A 24,681-nucleotide genomic window follows, 5' to 3' on the forward strand; every position below is an offset into this window, starting at 1 on the left:
CCCTCGGTGTGAAGGCCGGGCACTCAGAGGAGCGGACGGCCGGGCGTGAAGCGATGACGTACGAGGCGCAGCCCTTCGGCCGCGTCCAGCCCCACGGCGGCCCCCCGCGCCCGGTCGAACAGCTCGACCGAGTCGGTGTCCAGGGCGCGGAACCCCTGCCCGGGGTAGCGGTGGCAGGCGAGGGCCCGCGCCTTGCGCGCGAGTTGGCCGCCGGTGGGGACGTAGAGGTTGGGGACGAACTCCGCGTGGCGCACGGTGCGGTGTTCGTTGGGACCGAACTGCGCCAGCGCGGCCTGCGGCCAGCGCCGGGACGAGGCGACGACCGCGCGGGCGACGCGGACGTGGTCGCCGTGCGAATCGCCGTCCCAGTGGCTGATGACGGTGTCGGGACCGGTGTGCGCCACCAGCTCGTCGACGAGCCCGACCGCCCGGTACTCGGGGATGTCCTCGACCTGGTCGTACCGGCCGTCGCCGAGCCAGTGCAGCCGGTGCCCCAGGACCCCGGCGGCGGCCTCGGCGGCTTCGATGCGCCGGGCACGGCGCCCGGGGTCCTCGCGGCCGGCCGTCTCGGAGACGGTGAACAGGGCGACGGTCACCTCGGTGCCGTGCTCGGTGAGGTGGGCGATGGTCCCGCCGAGGGCCAGTTCGGCATCGTCGGGGTGGGCCGCGACGATCAGGACGCGGGTCACGTGGAGCCCTTGCGGCCGGTGGCGAGGGCGGTCTCGAAGGCCCCCAGGAAGGCGGTGAACTCCGCCGCGGCGGGACCCCCCGCCCGTTCCAGCGCTTCGCGCAGGCCGGGGCACCGGTTGGCGAACACCGGGGCGCGCACCCCGGTCAGGACGGCGCCGCGGACCGGGACCTTGATCCAGGTGGACTGGTACATGCTCGCGCCGTCCAGGCGGGCGCCGCTGAGGTCCGACTGGCTGAAGCGGCTGTAGGCGCAGTTGGCGCCCCGCAGGTCGGCCTCCCGCAGGTCGGCGGCGATGTAGGCCTGGACCAGGGTGGCGTTCTCCAGAACGGCGCCGCGCAGGCTCATGGCGCGGGGCGGGTCGCCGGTGAGCATGGCCCGGTAGAGATTGGCACCCCGCAGGTTGGCCCCGGTGAGCCGCACGTCACGGGCCGTCAGACAGCGCCCGGTGAAGCCGGCCAGGTCCGCGCCGCTCAGGTCGCTCTCCACCAGGTGCAGGTTCTCGCCGTGGCCGCCGCGCAGCACGGCGCCGCGCAGACTGCTGGAGGCCATCGATCCGCCGGTCAGGTGCGCCTCGGTGAGCAGTACGCCGGGCAGGTCGCAGTGGCTGATCCGGGCGCGGCTGAGGTCGGCGCGGGTCAGGTCGGACCCGGTCAGCACGGTCTCGGTGAGATCGGCTTCGCGGGCGGCGAGCCCTGCGGCGTCGACCCGGTCGGCCCGTACTTCGGACAGGCGCAGACCGGGCAGGGAGGCGTCGGCGAGCACCAGTCCGTCCGCGGCGGTCAGGCGCTGAAGGACCAGCCCCTTGCCGCTCGCGCCGCGCAGCGAGGTCTCGTGCAGGGAGGACTTCGTGACCGTGAGCTGGTCGACCAGTGCGCCGTCGAAGACGGCGTTGTCCAGGAGGCATTCGTTGACGAGCGCGCCCTGGAGGTTCGCGGCCTGCGCGGAGCCGTCCGACAGATCGCACTGGTAGAAGAAGGACCCCGCCAGGTGGGCGCCGTCCAGGTGGGCGCCGCGCATGCTGCACCCGTGGAACAGGGTGCCGGTGGCGTCCCGCAGACCGGAGAGGTCGGCGCCGTCGAAGGTGCAGGTCTGCGCGGCCAGTGCGTGCACGTAGGCCGAGCGCAGGCTGGCGCCCTGGAGGTTGGTGCGTTCCATGCCGGGGCAGACCATCGAGACCTCGGAGAGGTCGGCCGAGACCAGCAGGGTGCTGTGCAGTACGGCCCGGTTCAAGGTGGCGCGGCGCAGATCGGCTTCGCTCAGGTCGAAGCCGGTGAGGTCGGCCTCGGTGAGGTCGAGGCCGCGGCCGGTGGTGTCGATCAGGTGCTGGGTGGTTTCCGACAGTTCCTTCAGCAGCGTGGTGCGGTCCGTGCCCCCGGTCTCGGCGAGGCGGGTCACCAGACCCAGATGCGTGCTGTTGCTCATACGATCGCTCCTGCGTCGTCGTGGTGGTGGATCAGTTCTCTGAGCCAGTCGGCGACGGCCGGCTCGGTGCCGGGTGCGACCGGCTCGTGCTCCATGACCAGCGCCACCGGTCGGGTGCGGCGCAGGAGGTCGGGGAGCAGGTCACGAAGGCCCATGAAGCCCTCGGCCCGGGTGCCCCCCCGGCTCGCGGGCTCGTGCCCGTACCGCGGGTAGCGCTCGGCGGTGGTCTCGTAGACGTGCATGCTGCGGACCCGGGACCCGAAGAGGGCCGCGAAGCCGGCGGGCGCCGCGGCGTCCGCGCCGAGGAGGTGTGCGTGCCCGAGGTCGAGGCACAGGCCCAGCTCGGGGTGGGCGGCCAGGGCCCGGTGGTACTGCTCGGGGGTGCGCAGCAGCGGATGGGCGGAGAGGTTCTCGACGAGCACGGCGACACCGTGCTCGCGGGCGAGTGCGGCCGTGGCGGACAGGAAGTCCCGGGCCGCCTCCTCGAACCCCGCCTCCTCGTAGGGCGGATAGGGGCTGGGGAAGTGCACCACCACGTGGAGCGCGCCCAGGTCGGCCGCGCAGCGCACGGTGGCCTCGGTCAGCCGCAGGGCCGCCGCCGCTTCCCGCGGGTCCGGGCCGGTGGGCGCGAAGCGCCGGGGAGCGGTGGCGCCTTCGTACGGGACCGGGGTGTGCAGGGCCGGGCGGATGCCGTGCTCGGCGCAGAACCGCGCGATGCGGGGCAGCGCCGTGGCGGGATACCCGTAGAACTCGATCACGTCGGGCCGGTAGGCGAGCAGCGCACCGAAGTCGTTGCGGTCGGCGAGGGCTGCGGTGGAGACGCCGAGCAGGGTCACCGGACGGCCTCCGTCCCGGTCGCGGCGGTCGCGGCGGTCGCGGCCAGCCGGGCGGCGGCGGCCCGGTCCGTCTTGCCGGTCCGGCCCAGCGGGAGTTCCGCCACGAAGTGGACGCGTTCGGGCACCTGGTACGGCTCCAGGTGGCGGCGGCCGTGGGCGCGCAGTTCGTCCTCGGTGGGGCTGGTGCCCGGGGCGGCGACGAACACCAGGTGGACGCGCTCCCCGAGCATCGGGTCCGGGACGCCGACGGCCAGGCAGCCGGCGCCGGCCGGGTGGAGCGCGTAGGGGCGCTCCACCTCCAGCGGCGCGATCTTGATGCCGCCCCGGGAGATCAGCTGCTTCTTCCGGCCGACCAGTTCCACCATGCCGTCGGCGGGACGGACGGTGGCCAGATCGCCGGTGCGCAGCCAGTCGCCGTCCAGCGCGGCCCGGGTGGCCGCCGGGTCGTCGAGGTACCCGGTCATCAGATGGGGGGTCCGCAGGCACAGTTCGCCGACGGCGCCGGGAACGGGCGGTCGCGGCGGGCCGTCGCCGGTGGCGATGCGGAACTCCACGCCCGGGCTCGGCCGGCCGATGGTGCCCGCCGCGGCGTCGTACCGGTCGGGGGTGAGGATGAAGTCGGAGGTGGAGGTCTCGCTGAGCCCGTAGACGTCGGCGATGCCCGAGCCGGGCAGCGCGGCCCGCAGCCGGTGGCCGAGCCCGGCGGGCAGCGGTTCCCCGCCGGTGATCCACGTGCCGGGCCCGCCGGACGCCCGCAGCGCGTCGCGCAGCTCCGGTCCCGTGCCGGGGGTGCTCAGCTCCCGGTCGACCAGGCGCAGCATGCTGGGCACCACCGCGATCCGGTCGGTCCGCCCGGCGGCGAGCCGGCGCAGTACGGCCGGTGCGTCGAAGCGGGGCAGCAGGTGCAGGGTGCCGCCGGTGGCCAGGGTCAGCAGCGAGGTCCACTGCCCGAAGGTGAAGTTGAGCTGGAGGACCTGGAGGGCCTGGTCGCCGGGCCGGAACGGCAGCACCCGGGCGATGGCGCGCAGCTTGGTGGTCAGGGCCCGGTGGGAAAGGACGACCCCCTTGGGGCGTCCGGTGGTTCCGGAGGTGAACGCCACCAGCGCCTGGTCCGCGTCGAGGTCCCGGGGGGTACGGTCCGGCGCCGGGTCGATCGCGCGGACGCGGTCGCCGGCGGAGCGCGCCCCGTCCAGCACGAGGCGGGCGCCGGTGCGTTCGGCGGTCTCCCGCAGCACGGCGTCCGGCGAGCTCCGGTGGACCGGGACGACGACGCCCTGGGCCTGCCAGACCGCCAGTTGGGCGGCGAGGTCGGTCGGTTCGTTGCCCACCCGGACCAGGACGGCTCCGGCCGTGCGGTGCCCGGCCGCCGCCAGTGAGGCGCGCAGCCGCGCCGCCTCGGCCGCCAGCCCGGCGTACGTGAGGGTGCGGCCTCCCCCGGTGAGGGCGGCCCGGTCCGCGAACCGGGTGCAGGCGCCGTCCAGCAGGTCGTCGAGCCGCTCGTGGTCAGTGATCACCGTGGTGCTCCTTCCGGGTGTCGGCGGGGGCCGGGGCGGGGGGCGCGGGTTCGGGCCGCGCGATGGGGTGGCACTGGTGGTCGCGCAGGCGCCCCGTACCGCGCAGCGCCGTGATCAGCCGGTCCACCCCCAGTACGAGGCCTCCCAGCGGTGGCAGGCCGTGCTCCAGGGCGGCCAGGAAGCCCTCGTCGAGGACGGCGGCGCCGGGACGCTGCCCGGCCCGCGCGGCGGCTTGGGCGGCGAAGCGGCGGCGCTGCTCGACCGGGTCGGTCAGCTCGGTGCACCCCTGGCCGACGTCCAGGCCGCCGATCACCAGCGTCCAGCTCTCGACGAGCGCGGGGTCCCGGCGGTGCGGGCGGGCCAGGATCGCGCCCTCGGAGGGGAAGTCGAAGACGAACGTCGGCCGGTCGAGCCGGGGTTCGGCCAGCTTGCGGTAGAGCAGGTGCCCCAGGGCGCCGGGTCCGGCGCCCTCCGGTACCGCGATGCCGTGCCGCGCGGCGTGGCCCGCCAGCTCCTCGCGCGGGGTCGAGGCGTCCACCTCCGTACCGAGGGCCGCGCCGAGCAGGTCGTGGAAACGCTCCCGGGCGAAGGACGGGGGCGCCGCCTCCGGTCCGTCCAGGGCGCGCGCGACGGCGGCCACCAGCCGCTCGGCCAGCGCGGCGGCGTCCCGGTAGTCGCTGTGGACGGCGTAGGCCTCGCAGACGCTGAACTCCGGGAAGTGCAGGGCGTCGGCGCCCTCGTTCCGGAAGGCCCGGCCGATCTCGAAGACCCGGTCCATGCCCCCGACCACGAGCCGCTTGAGGTACATCTCGGCCGTGCCCCGCAGGTGCAGCGGCAGGCCCCAGGCGTTCATGCGGGCCGTGAACGGGCGGGCCGTGCCACTGGGCACCGGGTGCAGCAGGGGAGTGTCGGTCTCGGTGAACCCCCGCTCGTACAGGCACTCCCGCAGCGCCCGCAGGGCCGCGCCCCGGGCGTGCGCGCGAGCGGTCTCGGCAGGGTCCAGCAGCATCTGCCGGTAGCGGTCCCGGTGCGCCCCCGGGAGGCCGTCCGCCGACCCGGCTGCCGGCCCGGCCGCCGACCCCGCCCCGCCGGGTCGGCCCGGCAGCGGCCGCAGCGCCTTCGCCGCGAGCGTGAACCGCCGCGCCGCCACGGCCAGGGCACCGCTGCCGGTGGTGACCAGCTCGCCGTCGACCACCACCAGGTCGCCCAGATCCGTCCGCTCCCGCCACGCGGCCCGCGGGACGCCGGTGCCCCGGTCGCCGGCCAGCAGGACCTGGATCTCCTCGGCCCCGTCGCGCAGGGTGGCGAACTCGACGCTGCGGTGCTCGCGGCGGCTGGTGATCCGGCCGGCCACGGTCACCACCACGCCGGTCCGGGTGCCCGGGGGCAGCGCGCCGTAGCGCTGCCGGAGCCCGGCGACGCGGGCGCCGACGGGCCGGGCCGGCGGATACGGGTCGACCCCCGCCGCCAGCAGCGCCGCGCGCTTGGCCCGCCGGTCGGCCAGCTGGCCGCTCATGCCGCCGACGCCCCGGCGGTGCCCACCGTGCCGCCCGTGCGGATCTGCTCCCGGCGGCGAACCCTGTCCTGGGCGAGCGTACGGATGGGGGTGTTGAGGCCCTGCGCCATGAGCGCGTCCCGGTAGCGCTCGCACTCGGCCAGGGTGCCGACGGCCAGCGTGAAGTCCTGGTGGTGCAGCGCCGAGACGATCAGTTCGAGGGCGTGCGGGAACGCGATGCCCGGCAGTGCCGTCAGCAGCGCCCCCACCAGGTTGTCGAAGGAGAGCTGGTTCGGGGAGGCGGCGATGTACACGGCGTGGTCCCGCGCCCCCGCATCCGGGGCCCGGTAGGGCTCCGGGTAGGTCGGACGCCAGAAGCAGGACGCCGGGTCCTCCCACATCGGCTGCGCCAGTTCCCGCAGCCGTTCGATGTCGCGCCAAGCGTCGGGGAGCAGCGCGCCGGGCGGGTAGGCCTGGGGCACGTCGGCGTAGTCGCCGAAGTCGGTGGAGAGCGTCCCGGCGCAGGTCGGGCAGTCGCCGGCGAACACGGACAGCTGGAGCTCGAACTCCCCCGTGTGGTCGGGGGCGTGGACCACGTTGCCGAAGGGGCCGAGCCGGTACCCGGCCCGCACCGCGGACTTCGCCCGGTTCGCGCGGGTGAAGGCGTCCGGGCCGCGCACCAGCAGCACCTCCATCGGCCGCCCGCCGTACCAGAAGTCCAGGGACAGGTGCTCCAACGGGTGCTCGGTGCGGCGGGTGTCCGCCCAGGCCCGGACGATCTCCTCCTCGCCGAGCAGCAGCCGGTGCCGGCAGACGACGGTGAGGCCGACCTCCTCGGCGGCCTCGACGACCGCCTGCTGGAGCTGCCGCTCCACCCCGTCCGGTTTGATCAGCAACAGGGAGTGGGTGCTCGACACTTGGCTCTCCTTCAGGGAGTACACGTACGCGGGACGTCCTGACCCGGCCGAACGCAGGAACGGCGGATAACGATTCCGATATTGCCGCCGAAAACTCATTCCGTACATCAACGAATAGGCGCGGCCCGTTCCGGCGCGAGACGCGGAATAGTGAACTCGAATTCGGTGGCGCAATCACGTGATACGCGTTTTCGTGATGGCCGGAATTGTTGACAGCCCCCGTCCTGGCCGGTCAAATGGTTGACGTGCCGCCGGGGAAAACGCCCCGCCGGAACATTCCGAATAACCGTTTGACACAGAGGAGTTCTCTCATGAACCGCAACCACGCCGTTTCCATGCGTCCGCGTCTCGACAAGGTCAACGTCCGCACGGGCAAGTAATTCGCCTGACCTGAGGGGTGCCGCCGGACTTCCGTCCGGCGGCACCCCTGCCTGTCTCCCAGCCCCATTCGCACGACGGGAAACACCATGACCTCATCACCGACGTTCGACGTTCCCGTGGTCGTGCACCACGACCCGTCCCTGCGCACCACCAGCCTGTGCGTCGCGCTCGGATTCGGAGCCCGGCACGACCCACCGGGCCTCGCGGGCGCCGCCCACATGCTCGAACACCTGCTGATGTCCGCGCCCCTGGGGGACGGGCCGTCGCTGAGCGAGCGCATCGAGGACCGGGGCGGCGACTGCAACGCCTCCACCGGCCCCGAATCGCTGGTCATCCACGCCCAGGTGCTCACCGAGGACGCGGCCGACGTCGCCGCGTGGATGTGCCGCGCGCTGCTCGATCCCCAGTGGGACCGGGCCGACTTCGAGGGCGAACGGGACGTGGTCCTCCAGGAACTCGCCGCCGCCGTCTCCGACGACGCGGACGCCGTGCAGGACGCCTTCTTCTCCCGGCTCTTCGACGGGCACCCGCTGGGCTCGCCGGTCGGCGGACGCCCCGAGACCGTCTCCGGCCTCACCCTCGACTCCCTGCGCGAGGCGCACGCCTTGGCGCTGCGCACCGCCCCGATCGCCGTGGCCGCGGCCGGCGGACTGCCCGAAGACGCCCTGCGCGAGGCCCTGGAGCGCGGCGGCCTCGGCCTCGCGGCGCGCCACGAGGTCCCCGACCCGCGGCTCGGCTCCCTCGGCGGAGTCCCCGGACCTCCCGTCCCGCAGGCCGTCGACCAGTGGCCGGACTCCTTCTGCTGGCTGCTCGCCGGCGGACGCGCACCGCACGCCGGCGACCCCCGCAGGCACGCCTACACCGTCCTCGCGCACCTCCTGGGCGGCAGCCCCGCTTCCCCCCTCTACGCCAGGATCCGCAACCAGGAGGCACTGGCCTACGCCTTCCGCTCCTGGTCGCGCAATTACAGCGACTCCGGGGCCTGGAGGATGCTCGCCGGCTGCGAGCCGGACAACGCCCCCCGGCTGCTCGAAGCGTTCCGCGACGTGCTGCGCGCCGTCGCCGAGGACGGCCCGCGCGAGCAGGACGTCGCGGCGGCCGTCCGACGGGCGACCGTCGAGGCCGTCCGGGAGGCAGAGGCACCCCTGGACCGGGCCGTCGCCGTCGCCACCCAGCGGATCCTGAACGAGCGGGTCTGGGACGCGGAGCAGGAGATCGAAGCGCTCGCGGCCGTGACGGCCGCCGACGTCGCCCGGGCCGCCGGCGAGCTGGGCGCATCCCTGATCGCGGTCGTCCGGCCGGAGCCGAAGTGAGCCCGGCCCCCGGCGGCCCGCCGCCCGGGCCGTTCGACATCGACGACCGGTACCTGCGGGCCGCGGACGAGTCCGGACTGCTCAGCCGCATCGACGGCCTGCCGGTGGTGGCGGGCGAGTACGTCGAACCGGCCAGCGGGGAGCTGCAGTGCCTGGTGGAGCACGCCGACCCGGCGCTCCTGGCCCGGGCGCCCCGCCTGCTCGACACCCTCTTCCGGCGCCACCCCGACTGCACCTCGGCCGTGGTGCGCGTCCCGGCGCACCTCCCCGCTCCCCCCGGGCTCCAACCCCTGCTGAGCTACCTGCGCCACCACCCGCCGCGGCCGCCCGCCCCCGCCCCCGCCCCCGTACCGCTGCGCTTGACCGAGGCCGCGGAGGCGGACGACGCGGCCGTCGGGCAATGGCTCGCGCGGGCGATCCGCGACGCGTCGGCCGGCCGCGGGCACACCGGGACGACCGAAGGCACCGAGCAGGCCGTCCGCCAACTGCTCGAAGCCCCCGACCGGCGCTCCTACCTGGTGCGGACACCCGACGCGCCCGAGGCGATCGGGCACGCCACCGTCCTGACCGACGCGTACGACGACGTCAGCGGCACCGGGTTCGTCGACCTGGTGGACATCCTCATCGACGACGCCGCCCTGCGCCGGGCCGCGATCGAACGCCTGGTGGCGGCCTGTGCCGACACCGCCGCCGCCCTGGGCAAGCCGCTGATCGGCAACGTCACCCACCCCGTCGACCCCGAAGGCCGGGAACGGGCCTCCCTGGTCGTGGCCGCGCTGCGCCGGCAGGGCTGGACGCCGACCCACGGCTACGCGTACGCCGCCCGCCCCTGACCACCCCGCCGGGGTCGAACCTCCCCAGGCTCCGAGGAGTCCTCCTATGACATCGGATCACCGCTCCGACTTCCCCCTCACCCTCGACCTGCTCTACGAGCTCCTGGAGGTCGACACCGAACTGCCCGTCCGGCGCCTCCTCCAGGCCGCCCGACAGGTGCGGGGCGTCCTCGCCCCTCTCGTCCTGTCCCTGGCCGAACGGGAGGGCACCGCCATGGGCGCCGGTGCCCGCGGCGAACTCGCCCGCATGCACCGGCGCGCCGAGACCTACCGCCTGCTGGCGGACGAGACGGCCCGGGTGCCCGGCGCCCGCGTGGTCAAGGGCCCGTCGCTGGCCCGCCACTATCCCGAAGGGACCCTGCGGGCCCTGGGCGACCTCGACGTCGTCGTGTCCTGCGAGGACGCCCTGTGGCAGGTCCTGGCCCTCGCGCTGGACCGCCACGACAGCGACGAGGCGGAACTGACCCAACTCGACGACCAAGGGCAGCGGCACCTCTACGCGGGCCTGTGGTGGCCCGGCGAGGACCCGCTGATCGACCCGGACCACGGCATCGAGGTCACCACCTTCGCCTTCGCCGGAGACCCCGGAGGGGTACCGCTGCGCGTGCCGCTGCCCGGGGACCAGGTCATCGCCGACGTGCTCTCCCTGGCCGAGGAGCGCTTCCAGCGCCCCTACACCGTCAAGGACATCATCGACCTCGTCTGCGTCCTGACCTCACCCGCGGCCCCCGCCCCCCGGGCGCTGATCGCCGCCGCCGGGGAGTTCGCCCTGGCCCCCGAACTGCTCGCCCTGTGCGAGCGCGTGCGCGCCTACCCCCGCCTGGCCGCCACCGTCCCCGACGAACTGGTCGGGGGACTGCGCGGCCCGGCCGACACGGAGCTGCGCCGCCGCGCGCAGGCGCCGTCCGCCCCCGCCCGGCAGCGGTACGGCATGCAGCTGACCTCCCCGCTGCGCCGCGGCGAGGGACACCGCAGCACCGAACACGCCTGGACCGGGGGCACCATCAGCCGGACACCGGTCGGGGACTTCCTGATCGTCCCCGGCGAGCTGGTCGACCCCGCGCTGCACGCCTGCGCCCTGGAACGCCTCGCCGCGCTGGCCCCCTGGCCGCTGCGGCCCGCCCCGCGCCGGGAGGCCTGAGCCGTGTCCGTCATCGAAGTGGAGGACCTGACCCGGACCTTCCGGACCCGGCGGGGCCGCCAGGTCACCGCCCTCGACCACGTCAGCCTCGACGTCGGACAGGGCGAGGTGCTCGGCCTGCTCGGACCCAACGGAGCGGGCAAGACGACCCTCTCCCGCATCCTCACCACCCTGCTCGTCCCCACCTCCGGCACGGCCCGGGTCGCCGGATTCGACGTCGTGGACCGGCCGCGCGAGGTGCGCCGCCGCATCGGCCTGGTGCTCGGCGGCGACCGGGGCCTGTACGGCCGCCTGACCGCCCGCCAGAACCTGCGGTACTGGGCCGCCCTGCAGGGCCTCGACCCGCGGGCCGTCCGCCGGCGCACCGAAGAGGTCCTGGAACTCCTGGGCCTGGCCGGCCGCAGCGACGACCGGGTCGAGACGTTCTCCCGGGGCATGGTGCAGCGGGTCCACCTGGCCCGCGCCCTGCTCGGCGAGCCGGACGTACTCGTCATGGACGAACCGACCAACGGAATGGACCCGCACGCCGGGGCCGGGTTCCGCGAACTGGTCCGCACCCTGCGCAGCAACGGGACCACCATCGTCTTGACCACGCACGACATGCAGGAGGCGCAGGCCCTCTGCTCCCGCGTCGCCCTCATCGACCACGGCCGCATCCTGCGGATCGGCTCCGCGACGGAGCTGCTCGCCGACCTGCGCGCCCCCCGCACCCTGACCGCCGTGGGCGTATCGGCCGACACCGCCGCGCGCATCGCCGCGCTGCCCGGCAGCGCCGCCACCGACGCCGAGGGCAACCTCACGGCCCGCCCCGCCGACGACGAGAGCCTCGCCCAGGCCCTGCTGCTGCTCGCCCAGGCCCGCGCCGAGTCCATCGCGGTCGCCGCCCCCGGACTGGCGGAGGTCTACCGGACCGTCATCGAGGACCGGGAGTTCACGCTGTGATAACCGCCGCCGCACGGGCGCAGGGCGTGATCCTGGTCCGCTCACCGGGGATGCTCGCCACCCTGGCCGTGATACCGCTGTACTCGCTGGTCTTCTTCCACTTCCTGCAGAGCCACCACCGCGGCGAACTGGCCACCACCGTGGCGCTCACCGCGTTCGTCATGAGCCTGTGGGCCCACGCGGTGTTCGTCGCGGCCGAGGTCGTCGACGACGACCGGTCCGACGGCACGCTGGAGCTGTCGCTTCTCACCCCGGACCGCTACCTCCTGGCCCTGGCCGTGCGCACCTTCACCACCACCCTGCTCGCCCTGCCGGTGCTGTTCGAGGTCGTCCTCATCGGACGGGGCCTGTTCGGCCTGGACGTGGCACTGCGCAGCCCGGTGACGGCCCTGGCCGTGACGGTCCTGCTGATCGCGGGATGCGCGAGCGCCGCGCTGCTGGTCAGCGGACTGATGATCAAGGCGCGGGGAGCGCGCACGCTCCAGAACTCCCTGACCTACCCCTTCTACCTGCTGGGCGGCCTGATCCTCCCCGTCGACCGGCTGCCGGCCCCGTTCGACTCCCTGGCGAAGGGCTTCTTCCTCTCCTGGGGGACCGACCTGCTCCGGGACGCGGCCGCCGGACCGGTCCCGCACCTGGCGCAGCGCCTGGGCGTGCTCTGCGCCCTGATCCTGGTCCAGACCCTGCTGGGCATGTTCCTGCTGCGCCGGGTCCTCGCCTCCGTCCGCAGCGGAAAGGTGGTGCTCCATGACTAGCAGCCCCGGTCCCGACCCGATGGCCAGGCGTTCCGCGGGGGCGGTGCTCCAACTGGTCGGCTACGGAGCCCTCGCCGCGTACCAGGACTACCGGGCCATGTTCACCTGGCGCTCCTGGCTCGGCGGCTGGGTGGTCCGGCTGCTGTGCCAGGTGCTCTTCTTCGCCAACCTGGGCCAGCTCCTCGGCTCGCCCGGACAGCAGGGCTACCTCGCCCTGGGCAACGCCGTCGTGCTCGGCCCCCTCGGCGCACTGGGCGTGGTCACCTCCACCGTCGGCGAACTCCGCTCGGGAACACTGCAGTTCCTGCTCATCAGCCGTACGCCGCCGTTCCTCGCACTGGCCTCGCGCGGGCTGCACTGGGTCACCGACGGCCTCCTGACCTCGACCGTCGCGCTGCTCACCGTGCACCTGCTGCTGCCCGTACCGCTCCACTGGGCGGCCCTGCCCGCCATCCTGGGCGTGAACCTCCTGATGACGCTCGGCGTCTACTGCCTCGCCCTGTGCCTCTCCGGCGCCGCCCTGCGCAAGCCCGAGTCCCGGATGTACCTGACCGTCGCCACCACCATCACGCTGCTGCTGGTGGCCGGGGTGAACACCCCCGTACCGCGGAGCGGAGTGCTCGCGGGGATCGCGGCGGTGCTGCCGGTGAGCCACGGACTGGCAGCCGTACGCCAGCTGGCGCTGGACGGCACGCTGCCGGCCACCCTCGTGCTCCAGGAGGCCCTGGTCCTCGCGGGATGGGCCGCGGCCGGCTTCCTGCTGCTCACCCACGGCCTGCGGCACACGGTCCGGTCCGGCGCCCTCAGCCTGCGCTGAGGGCGCGGCCGGATCAGGCCCGGTACCCCAGCTGGGACGCGAGCACGGCCAGCTGGGTGCGGTTGTGGGTACCGGTCTTCTTCCGCAGATGGCGCAGGTAGGTGTCGACGGTGTGCCGGCTGATGCCCAGCCGCTTCGCTATGGAGCAGTAGGTGTCACCCCCGGAGAGGAGGGCGAGGACCTGCTGTTCGCGGGGTGTGAAGCTGGGCGCAGCGGTGTTGCTGTCGGCCATGACGGACTCCTGTGTCGGTTCGCGCGGACGTACGGCGGGGCAGGTGCGGGTCAGCCGCCCCAGGAGGTGTCGTCGGTGCACTTCTGGCTGCCCGTGCAGTTCTCCGCCACCGTCCGCGTCACGTCGGCCGGGTGCGCGGTCGGGCGGACCAGGTCCGCCACCCCCGCGGTGGCGGAGCAGACGACGGTGAGCACGGCAGCCAGCACGAGCCGTACGGGCAGGGAAGGTCGCTTCATCTTCATGGGGGGTGTTCCTACTCTCCCGGCCTCTCAGCCGGGGGTCTGGTTCCTGACAGGGACCACACTGTCCTGTCCGCGACCGGCGAACGACCGTTCACCCCCCTCATCAAAGTACCTGGCACGAAGGCGACGGGCGGCATATCGGACCTTCCGTGACATCGTGCGCACGGTGGCTCTCCGGCCGCGATCCGGAACCTGTCCGCCCCGTCCGGGCGCGGGTCGGTTCAGCCTGATAAATCCAGCCATTTAAGGGCGTGATTTGCCCACTCGTGCGGTCCGCGGGATCCGGCGTCCGCCCCGCACCGCGTCTTCCGGTGCGGCGGACTGCCCCTCTCCTCCTATTCTGTTCGCCTTGGACCACAGGGCCCCCTCTCGGGGACCCTGACAGATCGGGCGGGGGACGCAGGCCATGGGACTGGACGACGCACTGGTGGCTGCCGGCGAACTGCAGAACTCCGACATAGCCGTCTACGCCTGGGTGCTCGAACACGGCACCGTGTCCGTCGACGCCGTCGCCGCGAGAACCGGGGCCCGCCACGAGGACACCGCCGCCGCCGTCGAACGCCTGCTGCGCCTGCGCCTGCTGCAAAGACACCCGGGCGAGCCCACCAGCGTGTTCGCCGTGGCCCCCGAGACCGCGGCCGCCCAGCTCGCCGCCCCCGTGGAAGCCGAGATCCTCCAACAGCAGCAGAAACTCTCCGGCATCCGCAAGGAACTGCTGCGCGCCGCACCGGCCTACGAGAGCCGGAGCTCGGCCTCCGGGGCGGTGGAGGTCCTGGAGAACCTCCACCTCGTGCGCGAAGCCCTCGCCCACGCCTCCGAACGCTGCCGCGAAGAGATCATCGCCAGTCAGCCCGGCGGCGGCGCCCGCGTCTCCGAAGCGATGGAAGAGGCGCTGGTCCGCGACCGGGCCATCCTGGAACGCGGCGTCCGGATGCGCACCCTCTACCACCACACGGCACGTTTCAACGGACCCAGCCAGGCCTACGTCGCAGCCGCCTCGGTCCTCGGCGGCGAGTACCGGACGGCGCACGAGCTGTTCGGCCGTCTCATCGTCTTCGACCGCGAGACCGCGTTCATCCCCGTCCAGGACGGCAGCTGGGGAGCGGTGGTGATCCGGGAGCCGTCCACCGTGAACTACCTGTGCGAGATCTTCGAGCAGACCTGGGACCGGGCCACCCCCTTCACCGCCGCGGTCGGCCAGCAACTCGAAACGGTTGCCCGCGAGATCCACGAGACGATCGTCCGCCTGCTCGCCGCCGGCCTGAAGGACGAGGCGATCGCCCGCCGCCTGGGCATGTCGCTGCGCACGGCCCGCCGCCACATCGCCGACATCATGGGCGAGCTGGGCGCCGAGAGCCGCTTCCAGGCGGGCGTCCGCGCAGCGGCCCAGGGCCTGCTGGACCCCGTGGGACCGGACGGACCGCTCGTCCCTTCGTAGCGCGTACGTGGGGGAGTTGCGGGAACAGTTCTTCGTGACTGTCCCGGCGGCCAGGTATGGGGAATGCTCGGTACCACACAGGCGCCCAGGTTCCGTACGAGCGGCGCGTACGGAGACCACACCTCGGGGGAGCCCCATGTTCAGCGCGTCATCGGCAGACGGGGTGGCGGCCCCGTCCCACGTACGGGAACTGGCGCAGTTCCTCGCCGTGTGCGGCGGCCAGGGGCGGCCCGCCATCCTGTGGCCCGAGCAGGAGCGCGTGGCCCACGAGGGGCAGGACGCCGCGGCCGCCCTGGCGGCGGAGGTCCGTGAACTCGCACGGCTGACGGGTCTGCAGCCCGCCGTCGAGTGGCACCGGGCCGACACGGAAGGCACCCGGCGGCTGTCCACCGGCTCGTCCGTCCCCCTTCTGGTGCAGCAGGCCGGCGGGGCCGGCACCTGGCTGCTGCACGCGGGGCCGGGGGGCGAGGACCCCTTCTCCTGCCGCCTGCGGTCCGGCGAAGTGCTCTACGTACCACCGGGCTGGAGCGGGCTCGCCGACCTCACCCCCGGCGCCCGGCTGCTGCTCATCCACCTCGGCCCGACCGCTCGGGACACGGCCGGCTGACGGGCGGCGCGTGAGCACGGGGCCGGTCCGACGACGGCGTCCGGACGACGGGCGACCTGCCCGGCGTGTCCCCGGGCCGGCCGCCGCGGACCCGCGGGCGGCCTGCCTACGGTGGCCCCATGAACGCACCTCCCGCACGCACCGCCCGTACCGAACGACCCGCCGCCGGGTACGGCATCCGGTGCGCCCGGCCGGGCGAGGCGGGCGCGATCGCCGCGCTGCTGGCCCGCGCCTTCGCCGTTGACGCGGTCATGGGCTGGATGTTCCCCGACGCCGAAGACCGGGCGCGCAGGACCGCCCGCTTCTTCGAGCTGCTCCAGCGTCAGCAGCGGCCGCGGGCGGGCGCCGTACGGGTGGCGGCGACGGGCGGCGGGCAGCTGCTGGCGGCCGCCCTGTGGTCGGGGCCCGGGCGCTGGCAGCCCTCCGCCGCGCGGGAGCTCGCGACGATGCCTCGCTACGCGCACGTGTTCGGCGTACGGGGCCTGTCGCGGGCGGCGAGCGTCCAGAACACCCTGCACGACGCCCACCCGGACACCCCGCACTGGTACCTTCCGACCCTGGGGACCGACCCCCGGTTCCAGGGAACGGGAGTCGGCTCGGCGCTGGTGAAGGAGCAGCTGGCCCATTGCGACCGGCTCGGTCAGCCCGCCTACCTGGAATCCAGCATGATCTCGAACATCCCGTTCTACGAAGCTCTCGGCTTCCGCGTGACCGGTGAGATCCGACTGCCCGAGGGCGGGCCACCCCTGTGGCCCATGTGGCGCGCCGCGGTGTGAGGTACCCATCTCCCGGAATCCGCCGGGGCCTACCTGGTCACGCTTCGCCCCGCCCCCGCGAAGACGGGGCCGGCGCCCGTCGGCGCCTCGGCTCATTCCTTGAGCCGGCACAACGTCCGGCAGAGCTGGAGCAGGAGCTCCAGGTTCGGGATCTGATTCACGTGCGCCGCGTCCGGCCCCTTGCGGTCAGGGTCGGCGCGCCACCCGCGTTCCGGATTGAAGAACAGCATTCCGTCGTGGACTTTCAGCTTGTGGATCTCCGCCCAGGGGGTGGTGAGACGACGCCTGCGGTCCTCGCCCGTGATCCCCTCCCGGCCGGCCTCGTACGGTCCGAAGTTCACCGTCTCGCCCCGCTCAAGGCGGGCGAGTACGTCGGGCAGCTGAGCGCGGGCTATGGCCTGCTGGATGTGGGGGCCCCAGTCGAGCGGGTAGGGAAAGGGACAACCGCGCACCACCTCGGTGATGCCCGCCGCTTCCTTCTCACTGCGCAGGAGGGGGAAGATGCCGAAACCGACCGTCAGGGCGGTGCCGTCCGGATCGATGAGCATGTACTTGGCGTCGTGTTGTCCGCCGTTGACAGTCGTCAGGTTCTGCATGACGCGTGCGGTTTTCCAGTCGTACGCGGCTTGCAATCCCGTGGGCGACGTCACGATCACGCCGCCGGCGTACATGTACAGCCTCCAGTCACGCCACTTCCGCCACCTCCACCCCTGATCGGTGGCGAAGGTCTGCCTCCACTCGCCGAGCCCCCGCCGACCCGCCAGCGTGGCGGCGACGGCGGACGGCGGGTCTGTGAGGTGCCTGTCCACGCCCATGGGTCCTCCCTTGATGCGACAGTTCCTGCACGTGGTTGTCCACATGGGCTCCACGCCCTCCACCGGTGTGGGGGACAACGACCCGATGGTGACCTTGGCCGTGTTGCTCGTACAGGTCAGACGACCGGTCACACGACCGGTCATCCGTGACCGGCGGTCACGGGCGGGCTCACCGGCGTTCACGCTCCAGCCACAGCCCCGAATCCTTTCCGCGGACAAAAAGCGGGGCGGAGACGTTCGAGGGGGTGGCACCATGTGCGGCATGCAGACGACCACAAGGCTCCGTGCCGCGTAGACGGCCCGGCAGCATCCGGTCCGCCCGTCCCCGGCGGCGCGCCCGGGGTGCGGCGCCGTCCATCAGCGGCCTGTCCGCGCGTGCGGTGCAGGAGGTCGTCCGCCTCGAAGACACGAGGAACCACCTGGAGCCAGGAGATGTCGTCCTGGCCCTTCACCGCTGGCAGCAATTTGTCCGCTGCGCCCACGGCCGCCAGTGGGACGAGTGCGAGCGGGGCAACGTGCACTGGTATTGCTGTGGCAACCCGCTGGAGGGCCGCGCTCTCCTCGACAGGGTGATGCAGGCCTTGCCCACGGGAAGTGCCCGCGAACTCCGCGCACTGGTATCCCGGTACGACGGTTCGGCAAGCCCCGTCACCCTCCTGAGCGCGGGCCACGCTTGAGACGCAACCGCGCCGGCCGGGGCCGGGGCGCGGGTCCCAGCCTGCTCGGCCCCGTCCGCGCGCCGGCGAGGCGACCGGATCCCGCCCCGCCCCCGCCGGCTACCGCCGCCAGAACCGCCAGGACCGGCTCGGTGCCGGCGCGGGCACGGGAGCGGCCCAGGGCTGGACCGCCGCCCTCGGGGCCTGCGCAGCGGCCGCCGGGGGAGCCACCCGGCGGCGGGGCTTGAATGCGACGGGCAGGCTGGTCAGCCGGCGCGACATCCACGTGCCCACCACCTGCAGCTGGTCATCGGGGATGGACAGGGCCGCATCCGGGACGCGCTCCAGCAGCAGGTCGATGCCGGTCTCGGCGATGGCCCGGCCGAGGTCCTGGCCGGGGCACTCGTGGGCCCCGGCGCCGAAGGACAGGTGCGAGCGGTTGCCGTGAACGGGCTTGTCGGCATCGGAGCGGATCACCGGATCGACGTTCCCGGCGGCCAGGCCGAGCATCACCATGTCCCCCGCCGCGATCTGGGTGCCGCCGACCTCGATGTCGCACGTCGCCCAGCGGGTCGGGACGACGGCGAGCGGCGGGTGGTCCCACAGGACCTGCTCCAGCGCGTCCGGCAGCGTCATCTGGCCGCCCGAGAGGTTGCCGCGGAAACGGGAGTCGGTCAGGATCATCCGGAGCGTGTTCGCGATCAGGTTGGCCGTGGGCTCCAGCGCGCCGACCAGGATCAGCCGCAGGTGCTGGCGGACCTCCTCATCCGTCAGGCCGCGCGGATGGGCCAGGAGCCGGCTGGCCAGGTCGTCGCCGGGTTGCAGTTTGCGGCTCTCCACCAGGTGGTGCACGGTCTCGACCACCAGCTGGTTGCCGGCCAGAGCGGCCTCGCCACCACTGATCATGTCGGAAACGGCCGCTCCCACCGACAGGGCGGCGGACTCGGGTATGCCCAGCTGGTGGGCGACCACGAACGCGGGCAGCTTCCGCGCGAAGTCGGCGACGAGGTCGGCCTTGCCCTCCCCGGAGAAACCGTCGATGAGACGTACCGCGTACCGGGTGATGTAGCGGCGCAGGCGATGCCGGTTCACCCCGGCCAGGCTCTCCGTCACCGCTTCCCGCAGACGGGCGTGCTCCGTCCCGTCGGTGAGCGCGACCAGCGGCTGCCACGCCGTGATGGGCCGCAGGGGCGAATCAGCGGCGAGGGTTCCGTTCCGGATCGCGTGCCAGTTGCGGGAGTCGGAGGAGAAGTTCCTGGAGCGCATCACCTCAAGGTTCTCCCGGTGCCCCAATATCAGCCACGCGGGCACGTCTCCGTACAGGCGTACGGGCGCCACCTCGCCGTGCTCGGCCCGGAGCTGCTCGTACAGGGCGTACGGCTGCGCCTCCGCCTCGGTGCCGTAGAGCGGGCGCACGCCGTCAGCGGCCGCTGCGTGCATGGGGCAGCCGCGAGTGGCAGCGTCCGAGGCGGTGGTCGTATCGGGGGATTGCATGGTCACGGTGCCTCCGGGCGGGGACGGGACTCTGGAAGGCTTGGGGCGAGCCCGCACTGAGAGTGACGAGGAGTCAGCGACGTGCAGCTTACCGTCGCGTGGCGGCCTACCGGAGCGCAGGTCTCCGCCTCAACTGCGACAAGCCGACGGCGCACTTGGCTGAAAATGATCTTGCGCGGAAGGCAAGGGCGCTGATTCGTGGGGCCACTGGGCCCTCGGGCGTACGGCAGGGGATCCTGGTCCGCATAAACCCCGGCAGGAAGGACCACCTGGCATGTCGTCAGTATCCGAAGAGCAGACCGTCACGTCCCTCGCGTCCGTTCCGTGCGCACCCGGAGCCATGCCCCTCCTCGGCCACGCTCTGGCCTTGTGGAGAGATCCGCTCGGCTTCCTCTCCTCACTGCGAGGCCACGGAGAGCTCGTACGCGTCAACCTGGGAACCCTGCCGATGTACGTGGTGACCACGCCCGATCTGGTGCACGAGGTCACCGTCCGGCAGGTGAACAGCTTCGAGAAGGGCCGCTTCTTCGACAGGCTGAGGCCGCTGGCCGGCAACGGACTCGCCAACTCCGACGGCGAGTTCCACCGCAGGCACCGCCGCATGATCCAGCCGATGTTCACCCGCGACCGCATCGCCGGGTACTCCGAGATCATGAGCAGCAGTGCCCAGGCACTGGCCGATTCCTGGAAGCCCGGCGATGTCATCGACCTGGAACCGGCCATGGCGGGCTACGCCGTGGAGACCCTGTCCCGGACGCTGTTCTCCTCCGAAATAGGCCTGCCGGCCGTCAACGCGGTCCGGGAGCACCTGCCCGTGCTGCTCACGAACCTCCTGGTCCGCGCGGCCTCCCCGAAGATCCTCGACCGGCTCCCCATACGTGCCAACAGGGAGTTCGACCGTGCGGCCGCGGAACTGCGCGCGGTCATCGACGAGGTGGTGACCCGCGCGCGTGCGGCTGGGCCCACCGGCCGCGACGACCTGCTGTCGCTGCTGCTGACGGCCCAGGACCCCGACAGCGGCGCCGGGCTGTCGGACGAGGAAGCGCGGGACGAGCTGTCCACGATCCTCTTCGCGGGTGCGGAGACCACCGCCGCCACCCTCGCCTGGACCTTCCACGAGCTCGCCTCCCGCCCCGACGTGGAAGAGGAGGTCCTCGCGGAGATCCGCGAGGTCGTCGGCGCCGGCCCCGTCACCGCACTGCACGTGCCCAAGCTGGAGGCCCTGCGCCGCGTCATCGACGAGGTGATCCGGCTGCACGGCGTCACGCTCCTGATGAGGCGCACGACCGAGCCGGTGACCCTGGGGGGAGTCGCCCTGCCGCGCGGTACCGAGGTGGCGTTCAGCCTGTACGCCCTCCACCGCGATCCGGGCCTGTACGAGAACCCCGACCGGTTCGACCCCGACCGCTGGCTTCCCGAGCGGCAGGCCGCCGGTCCGGGCCGCCGCGCCTACATCCCGTTCGGCGCGGGCAACCGCAAGTGCATCGGCGACCTGTTCGTATGGACGGAGGCGACGATAGCCATCGCGACGATCCTGGACCGCTGGAAGCTGGTTCCGGTCGCCGGGCACACGCCGCGCGAGGTCGCCTCGGCCGTGGCGCACGCGGACTCCATTCCCATGACCGTGGTCGCCCGGCGGTGACGCACCGGCAAGGGCCTCCGGTCCGGTCTCCCGTCTGGTCTCCCGTCCGGTCTCCGGTCGGCGGACTCTGACGTCCGGTCAGCCCCGCATGCCGGAGAGGCCGAGCGGCTGAGCCGCTCGCAGGGGCCGGCCGGCCGGCACCACGTCCCACCACCACGACACGGCGTCGATGCCCAGGGGCTCGGGGCTGTCGTCCGACGGTCTCGTGGCGAAGGCCGTGGGGAGATCGGCGGGGTCGTCCGGGGTGGTGTACCGGACCGATGTGACGCCCCAGTCCAGAGATCCGCGGACGAAGCTCCGCAGTCCGGCCGTGTACTGCTGCATCTGCTGACTGCCCACCGTGGAGAGGTGGTCGGTGAGGTGCATGAAGGCGCCCAGTACACGGTCACGCTGGGCGATGGCCCGGGCCATCGCCTCCTGCGGGCCGAGTCCACCCTCCTCCAGGACCCGCAGGACGTTCAGGTGGTAGCCGTCCGCCGAGCGTTCCTTGTGGTCGGAGAGGATGTCGTTGTCCCACGTGATCACGAACGAGGCCATCTCCTCGGCGGCCCGGACGGACTTGTCGTCGCGCTCGCTGAGCGGCAGCTCGTACCCGTGCCCCATCTCCAGCAGCGGGAAGATGACCGTCGTCGCACCGTCGTACAGCCGCATCAGGGTGTAGTCCGAAAGGGCCGGGACCGTGTTCGCGCGGCGGTGGGAGGCCTCCCATACGACGGACAGGGCGTACTCGCGCAAGTTGGCGACCCAGCGGGCCGCCTGACTGTCCGTCCCGTACAGGTCCACGCGGGCCCGCAGGTCCCGCAGCCCGCACGCCAGCGGATCGTCGAGCAGCAGTGGAGCCTCGGGATTCTGCGCCACCCGCAGCAGCCGATGCATCGTTCCTGCAAGATCTCCCGGACGCTGGCCGAGAGGTCCTTCCTCGCAGTAGCCGTCGTCGACGCCGAAGAGCCACATCACGAAGTCCGCGACGACCCGGACCACTTCCTCGCGCCCGTGCGGCAGAATCCGGGCCGCGAAAACGCCGATCTCGTGCCGCACCAGCCTGCGGCGCAGGTCGACGGACCCTATCGCGAACGTCTCCGCCCAGTCGGCGGTCTGCGCGTCGATTTCCGCGTGGCAGGGGTGGATGGCGGGCGGTATGGGGGAGAACAGGGGCGGGACGGCAATCACGAGTGGGGGCTCCTCTGTCGCGGGTGACGAGGGCCTGCGCCGAGTGGCACAGGCTTCACACCCGTTTCTGCACCTCGACTCGCGATCATGCGGCATGAGCATGGCTCGATCCAGTGGGGCGATCCGACCAAATGCACCAAGCAGGCTCATGCTTCCGCTTGAATGCGCATTTGCCGGGCCAGAGCGACGGGGGAGCGGGTCCGCTTTGCGCCTCTGTCGCACGATCGACCCCTATCGCCGGCAGCGCCCCCGTCGTGCGCTAGACCATCGGAGACCGGCGGGCCTCCAGCAGCACGTCACGACCGAGCTCCGCGCAGTACATGTGATCCCTGCCGAGCAGCTCGGACAGGCCCCTGGTACGGGCGTGATGCCCGGCGGAGCCGACCGTCGCACCGAGATCGTCCAGCAGCGCGTCGATGACAGCCGCGGTCCGACCGGGTGTTCCTCCCCAGCGGTGCCAGACCAACTGCTCGGAAGAGCCACAGGGGGCGGGATAGACGCGGCCACGGCTCGTCGTGATCCAGGCGGTGTGGTACAGCGTCACGGACGCGAGCTCTTCCCCGTCGGCGGGAAGGGACAAAGGGGCGTAGAGCCGCCAAGCGGGATTGCCGTCCGCGCCGTCCGGGCTGCGCAGGGCGGGCATGCCGGTCAGCGGGTCCACGAAACAGGCGTCGACCGGTGAGCCGTCCATCACGAGAAGGGCGTGAAGCGGTGTCGGCTCGGACTTCGCGAGCCGCCGGGTCCACCTCTCGATGACGGTGCCACGGCGCTCAGGCACTTCCGTGAAGGCTCCGAGCGGAGGATGGTTCAACCCCTGGCAGATGGCGTTCTCCAGGGCTGCGGTGGTGTCCCGGTGCTCTTGGACGGGCCCCGGGGAGACCCCGTGGTCTGCCGCGAGCGGAGCACGGTCCGTCCCCGCGCCCGCGCAGAAGTCGTCATCCATTCCTTGCCCTTCGTGGCTACACAAGGCCCAGTCTTCCATGCGGAGTTGCCGAGGATCCGGTCGCCGCCTTCCCCGGGCTCCCGGGGGCCGCCACCCACCCGGCGTGCTCGGCGTACGCGTCGACCGGCACCACGCCCCGCCGGGCCGCCACCCTGAGCCGCTCGCCCGGGGCGGCCTACTGTGCCGGATCCCGCCCCGAAGGCCTGGCAGACCACACGTTCCTGAAAGCCTCGCGGAAGCTCAACGCGCGCTGCACACGGAGCGGGGTGAGTGGCCGGAGCGGGGAACGAGCGTGAGCTGATCACGGAGCACAGGCGACGTCGTGAGCGCGGCCCCGGCAGGCCACCGGCCACGGCCGGTAGGCTCGAAGCACGCGGTCTTCCCCGGCCCGCAGCCATGGACGCCGGTCATCCTTGGCCTGGATGTCATTGAGCACGCAGACAGGGGCGACCAGCTGGAGTTCCTGCTCCAGGTGGTCTGGACGGACCGGGGCCGCCTCACGGTCGTCGCGGCGGTCAGTGTGGCTTGCTGGTGCGACACCGATCACGCCACCCATGACGTTGATTCCTTCAGTCTTGCCGTCGACGGCGTGACCTCGCTGCCCCAGGCTAATGCGCCTGTGACCGCGCGAGCCGAGACGCGGCAGGCGTGCCACGGCCCGTCGGCGCGAGCGGCGCGAGCGGCGCAAGCGGCGGCAAACCCCACCCTGCCCAGCATCCGGACGCACCGTCAGCAAGCGGACGCCACCCGACTGCACGGAAGAGGCTCGCCGCCGGTGGCGGGTCGCGACGTCACACTGCTTCGAGTCTACGGAATTCATGGGCAGCACGAGGGAACAAGGAGGAGAGGACGTTCGACTGCAGCTCCCCGTCGAGAGATGACGAGAGGAATTGGGTGCAGGATACGGGGAAATGCTCCCACCGATCGCCGCGCGCTTCGTTCACCATGACGGTCCATTGGTCCGCCTGAATCCCTGGTTCAACGAGCCAGTAAAGACATTCTCCAGTTCTGCCGGCCTCTTCTCCGATTCCCACAGGAACGCCAGGTCTTCCGCCTGGTTCCGTGCCCATTCGATGAGGTCGTAGTTGTCGTTGGGGCACCCCGGCTCCAGGACGTAGAGGTAGTCGTCCCAGTTGCTTCCTCCGTAGACGTGGATGAGCTCCTTGTAGTCGGCGGGAAGCTCGACCCCGAGGGCGCTCTCGACCACATTCCAGTGTAAAAGCCCCCCGGCCCGGCGGGGAAGCCCTCAGCCTTGGATGCAGCAGCTCCTGAAGGGTGAACTACCACCGGAGGACGAGATCGCGAACAGCGACTCGGTCATGCCGGCAGGGTGCGGCGGGTTGCGCCCGGCGACCGGTTGGAGCGCCCAGCCGCCGGAACGGACCCAGCGCCCCTCCTGTCACCGCCCCTACGTGACCTGCGCCGTACGTCACCGCCGGACATCGACGGTGGCACCGACCCTGACCGGTTCGGCCGGCTCCGGCTCGCGGCCCGAGGCGTCCAGGGCGGCCGCTTCGGCGGCCCGCTCGGCGTGCCGGTAGCGCGGCGGGACCAGACCCTCGGCCCAGCGCGGGGCGCGCGGGGTGAAGCGCGGCAGGAGCAGCAGGAC

General features: G+C 72.8%; 23 protein-coding genes and 1 pseudogene. 10 read left to right on the plus strand and 14 right to left on the minus strand.

The window, feature by feature from the left end; all coding sequences use genetic code 11:
• Nucleotides 1–23 precede the first annotated feature (23 nt).
• Genes AB0M92_RS27785 through AB0M92_RS27810 form a run of 6 tightly spaced genes read right to left on the minus strand, consistent with a single transcriptional unit; the run spans nucleotide 24 to nucleotide 6,875 of the window.
• Nucleotides 24–689 carry a PIG-L deacetylase family protein gene (locus tag AB0M92_RS27785; RefSeq protein ID WP_366105042.1) on the minus strand — a complete coding sequence of 222 codons (666 nt, stop codon included), beginning with the start codon at nucleotides 687–689 and terminating at the stop codon, nucleotides 24–26.
• Nucleotides 686–2,113, minus strand: coding sequence for a pentapeptide repeat-containing protein (locus AB0M92_RS27790; RefSeq protein WP_366105043.1), 1,428 nt, complete (start codon nucleotides 2,111–2,113; stop codon nucleotides 686–688). Before AB0M92_RS27790 ends, AB0M92_RS27785 begins: the two co-directional genes overlap by 4 nt.
• Nucleotides 2,110–2,949, minus strand: coding sequence for a TIM barrel protein (locus tag AB0M92_RS27795; protein WP_366105044.1), 840 nt, complete (start codon nucleotides 2,947–2,949; stop codon nucleotides 2,110–2,112). Before AB0M92_RS27795 ends, AB0M92_RS27790 begins: the two co-directional genes overlap by 4 nt.
• Nucleotides 2,946–4,463: a long-chain fatty acid--CoA ligase gene (locus AB0M92_RS27800; protein ID WP_366105045.1), complete on the minus strand. Its 1,518-nt coding sequence runs from the start codon at nucleotides 4,461–4,463 to the stop codon at nucleotides 2,946–2,948. The genes AB0M92_RS27795 and AB0M92_RS27800 overlap by 4 nt, the downstream gene beginning before the upstream one ends.
• Nucleotides 4,453–5,979 carry an amino acid--tRNA ligase-related protein gene (locus AB0M92_RS27805; RefSeq protein WP_366105046.1) on the minus strand — a complete coding sequence of 509 codons (1,527 nt, stop codon included), beginning with the start codon at nucleotides 5,977–5,979 and terminating at the stop codon, nucleotides 4,453–4,455. Before AB0M92_RS27805 ends, AB0M92_RS27800 begins: the two co-directional genes overlap by 11 nt.
• Nucleotides 5,976–6,875 (minus strand): hypothetical protein, encoded by a 900-nt coding sequence (locus AB0M92_RS27810; protein ID WP_366105047.1) that lies wholly within the window; start codon nucleotides 6,873–6,875, stop codon nucleotides 5,976–5,978. The genes AB0M92_RS27805 and AB0M92_RS27810 overlap by 4 nt, the downstream gene beginning before the upstream one ends.
• A 467-nt stretch (nucleotides 6,876–7,342) precedes the next feature.
• Between AB0M92_RS27810 and AB0M92_RS27815 the strand changes: the two genes are divergently transcribed.
• From AB0M92_RS27815 to AB0M92_RS27840, 6 genes are read left to right on the plus strand one after another with little or no spacing between them, the layout of a single operon-like run.
• Complete coding sequence (locus tag AB0M92_RS27815) at nucleotides 7,343–8,569, plus strand: pitrilysin family protein (RefSeq protein WP_366105048.1); 1,227 nt, start codon at nucleotides 7,343–7,345, stop codon at nucleotides 8,567–8,569.
• Complete coding sequence (locus tag AB0M92_RS27820; protein ID WP_366105049.1) at nucleotides 8,566–9,402, plus strand: hypothetical protein; 837 nt, start codon at nucleotides 8,566–8,568, stop codon at nucleotides 9,400–9,402. The genes AB0M92_RS27815 and AB0M92_RS27820 overlap by 4 nt, the downstream gene beginning before the upstream one ends.
• Nucleotides 9,403–9,448: 46 nt before the next feature.
• On the plus strand, nucleotides 9,449–10,543 hold the full coding sequence (locus AB0M92_RS27825; protein ID WP_366105050.1) for a hypothetical protein: 1,095 nt from the start codon (nucleotides 9,449–9,451) through the stop codon (nucleotides 10,541–10,543).
• Nucleotides 10,544–10,546: 3 nt separating this feature from the next.
• Nucleotides 10,547–11,485, plus strand: a complete 939-nt coding sequence (locus tag AB0M92_RS27830; RefSeq protein ID WP_366105051.1) for an ABC transporter ATP-binding protein — start codon at nucleotides 10,547–10,549, stop codon at nucleotides 11,483–11,485.
• Nucleotides 11,482–12,240 (plus strand): ABC transporter permease, encoded by a 759-nt coding sequence (locus AB0M92_RS27835; RefSeq protein WP_366105052.1) that lies wholly within the window; start codon nucleotides 11,482–11,484, stop codon nucleotides 12,238–12,240. The genes AB0M92_RS27830 and AB0M92_RS27835 overlap by 4 nt, the downstream gene beginning before the upstream one ends.
• Entirely contained in the window at nucleotides 12,233–13,057 is an 825-nt protein-coding gene (locus tag AB0M92_RS27840; RefSeq protein ID WP_366105053.1) for a hypothetical protein, read from the plus strand. The genes AB0M92_RS27835 and AB0M92_RS27840 overlap by 8 nt, the downstream gene beginning before the upstream one ends.
• 13 nt (nucleotides 13,058–13,070) lie before the next feature.
• Here the strand turns inward: AB0M92_RS27840 and AB0M92_RS27845 are convergent, their stop codons facing one another.
• Nucleotides 13,071–13,289, minus strand: a complete 219-nt coding sequence (locus tag AB0M92_RS27845; RefSeq protein ID WP_366105054.1) for a helix-turn-helix transcriptional regulator — start codon at nucleotides 13,287–13,289, stop codon at nucleotides 13,071–13,073.
• A gap of 50 nt (nucleotides 13,290–13,339) precedes the next feature.
• Nucleotides 13,340–13,531, minus strand: coding sequence for a hypothetical protein (locus AB0M92_RS27850; protein WP_366105055.1), 192 nt, complete (start codon nucleotides 13,529–13,531; stop codon nucleotides 13,340–13,342).
• 406 nt (nucleotides 13,532–13,937) lie between these two features.
• Between AB0M92_RS27850 and AB0M92_RS27855 the strand changes: the two genes are divergently transcribed.
• The 3 genes from AB0M92_RS27855 to AB0M92_RS27865 all read left to right on the plus strand — a co-directional run bounded on the left by AB0M92_RS27855 (nucleotide 13,938) and on the right by AB0M92_RS27865 (nucleotide 16,352).
• The gene (locus AB0M92_RS27855) at nucleotides 13,938–14,969 is read left to right on the plus strand and encodes a helix-turn-helix transcriptional regulator (protein ID WP_366105056.1); all 1,032 of its coding nucleotides are present in this window, start codon (nucleotides 13,938–13,940) and stop codon (nucleotides 14,967–14,969) included.
• A 136-nt stretch (nucleotides 14,970–15,105) separates the two neighbouring features.
• Nucleotides 15,106–15,576: a hypothetical protein gene (locus tag AB0M92_RS27860; protein WP_366105057.1), complete on the plus strand. Its 471-nt coding sequence runs from the start codon at nucleotides 15,106–15,108 to the stop codon at nucleotides 15,574–15,576.
• Nucleotides 15,577–15,695: 119 nt separating this feature from the next.
• Nucleotides 15,696–16,352, plus strand: a complete 657-nt coding sequence (locus AB0M92_RS27865) for a GNAT family N-acetyltransferase (RefSeq protein WP_366105058.1) — start codon at nucleotides 15,696–15,698, stop codon at nucleotides 16,350–16,352.
• Nucleotides 16,353–16,444: 92 nt separating this feature from the next.
• Here the strand turns inward: AB0M92_RS27865 and AB0M92_RS27870 are convergent, their stop codons facing one another.
• A complete protein-coding gene (locus AB0M92_RS27870; protein WP_366105059.1) occupies nucleotides 16,445–17,023 on the minus strand; it encodes a DUF6585 family protein in 579 nt (192 codons plus the stop codon).
• A gap of 920 nt (nucleotides 17,024–17,943) precedes the next feature.
• Nucleotides 17,944–19,317, minus strand: coding sequence for a cytochrome P450 (locus tag AB0M92_RS27875; protein ID WP_366105064.1), 1,374 nt, complete (start codon nucleotides 19,315–19,317; stop codon nucleotides 17,944–17,946).
• 274 nt (nucleotides 19,318–19,591) lie between these two features.
• On the opposite strand from AB0M92_RS27875, the gene AB0M92_RS27880 reads away from it, so the two are divergent.
• Nucleotides 19,592–20,959 carry a cytochrome P450 gene (locus AB0M92_RS27880; RefSeq protein ID WP_366105060.1) on the plus strand — a complete coding sequence of 456 codons (1,368 nt, stop codon included), beginning with the start codon at nucleotides 19,592–19,594 and terminating at the stop codon, nucleotides 20,957–20,959.
• Nucleotides 20,960–21,037: 78 nt separating this feature from the next.
• Here the strand turns inward: AB0M92_RS27880 and AB0M92_RS27885 are convergent, their stop codons facing one another.
• The 4 genes and pseudogenes from AB0M92_RS27885 to AB0M92_RS27900 form a co-directional block, all read right to left on the minus strand.
• The gene (locus AB0M92_RS27885; RefSeq protein WP_366105065.1) at nucleotides 21,038–22,126 is read right to left on the minus strand and encodes a selina-4(15),7(11)-diene synthase; all 1,089 of its coding nucleotides are present in this window, start codon (nucleotides 22,124–22,126) and stop codon (nucleotides 21,038–21,040) included.
• A gap of 262 nt (nucleotides 22,127–22,388) precedes the next feature.
• Nucleotides 22,389–23,072, minus strand: a complete 684-nt coding sequence (locus AB0M92_RS27890) for a hypothetical protein (protein WP_366105061.1) — start codon at nucleotides 23,070–23,072, stop codon at nucleotides 22,389–22,391.
• A gap of 940 nt (nucleotides 23,073–24,012) precedes the next feature.
• On the minus strand, nucleotides 24,013–24,279 hold the full coding sequence (locus AB0M92_RS27895) for a hypothetical protein (protein ID WP_366105062.1): 267 nt from the start codon (nucleotides 24,277–24,279) through the stop codon (nucleotides 24,013–24,015).
• Between the two features lie 222 nt (nucleotides 24,280–24,501).
• A pseudogene (locus AB0M92_RS27900) lies at nucleotides 24,502–24,681 on the minus strand (undecaprenyl/decaprenyl-phosphate alpha-N-acetylglucosaminyl 1-phosphate transferase); the annotation flags it as partial.

The sequence above is a fragment of the Streptomyces sp. NPDC051582 genome (assembly GCF_040681715.1).
In the GTDB taxonomy this organism is placed as follows: domain Bacteria; phylum Actinomycetota; class Actinomycetes; order Streptomycetales; family Streptomycetaceae; genus Streptomyces.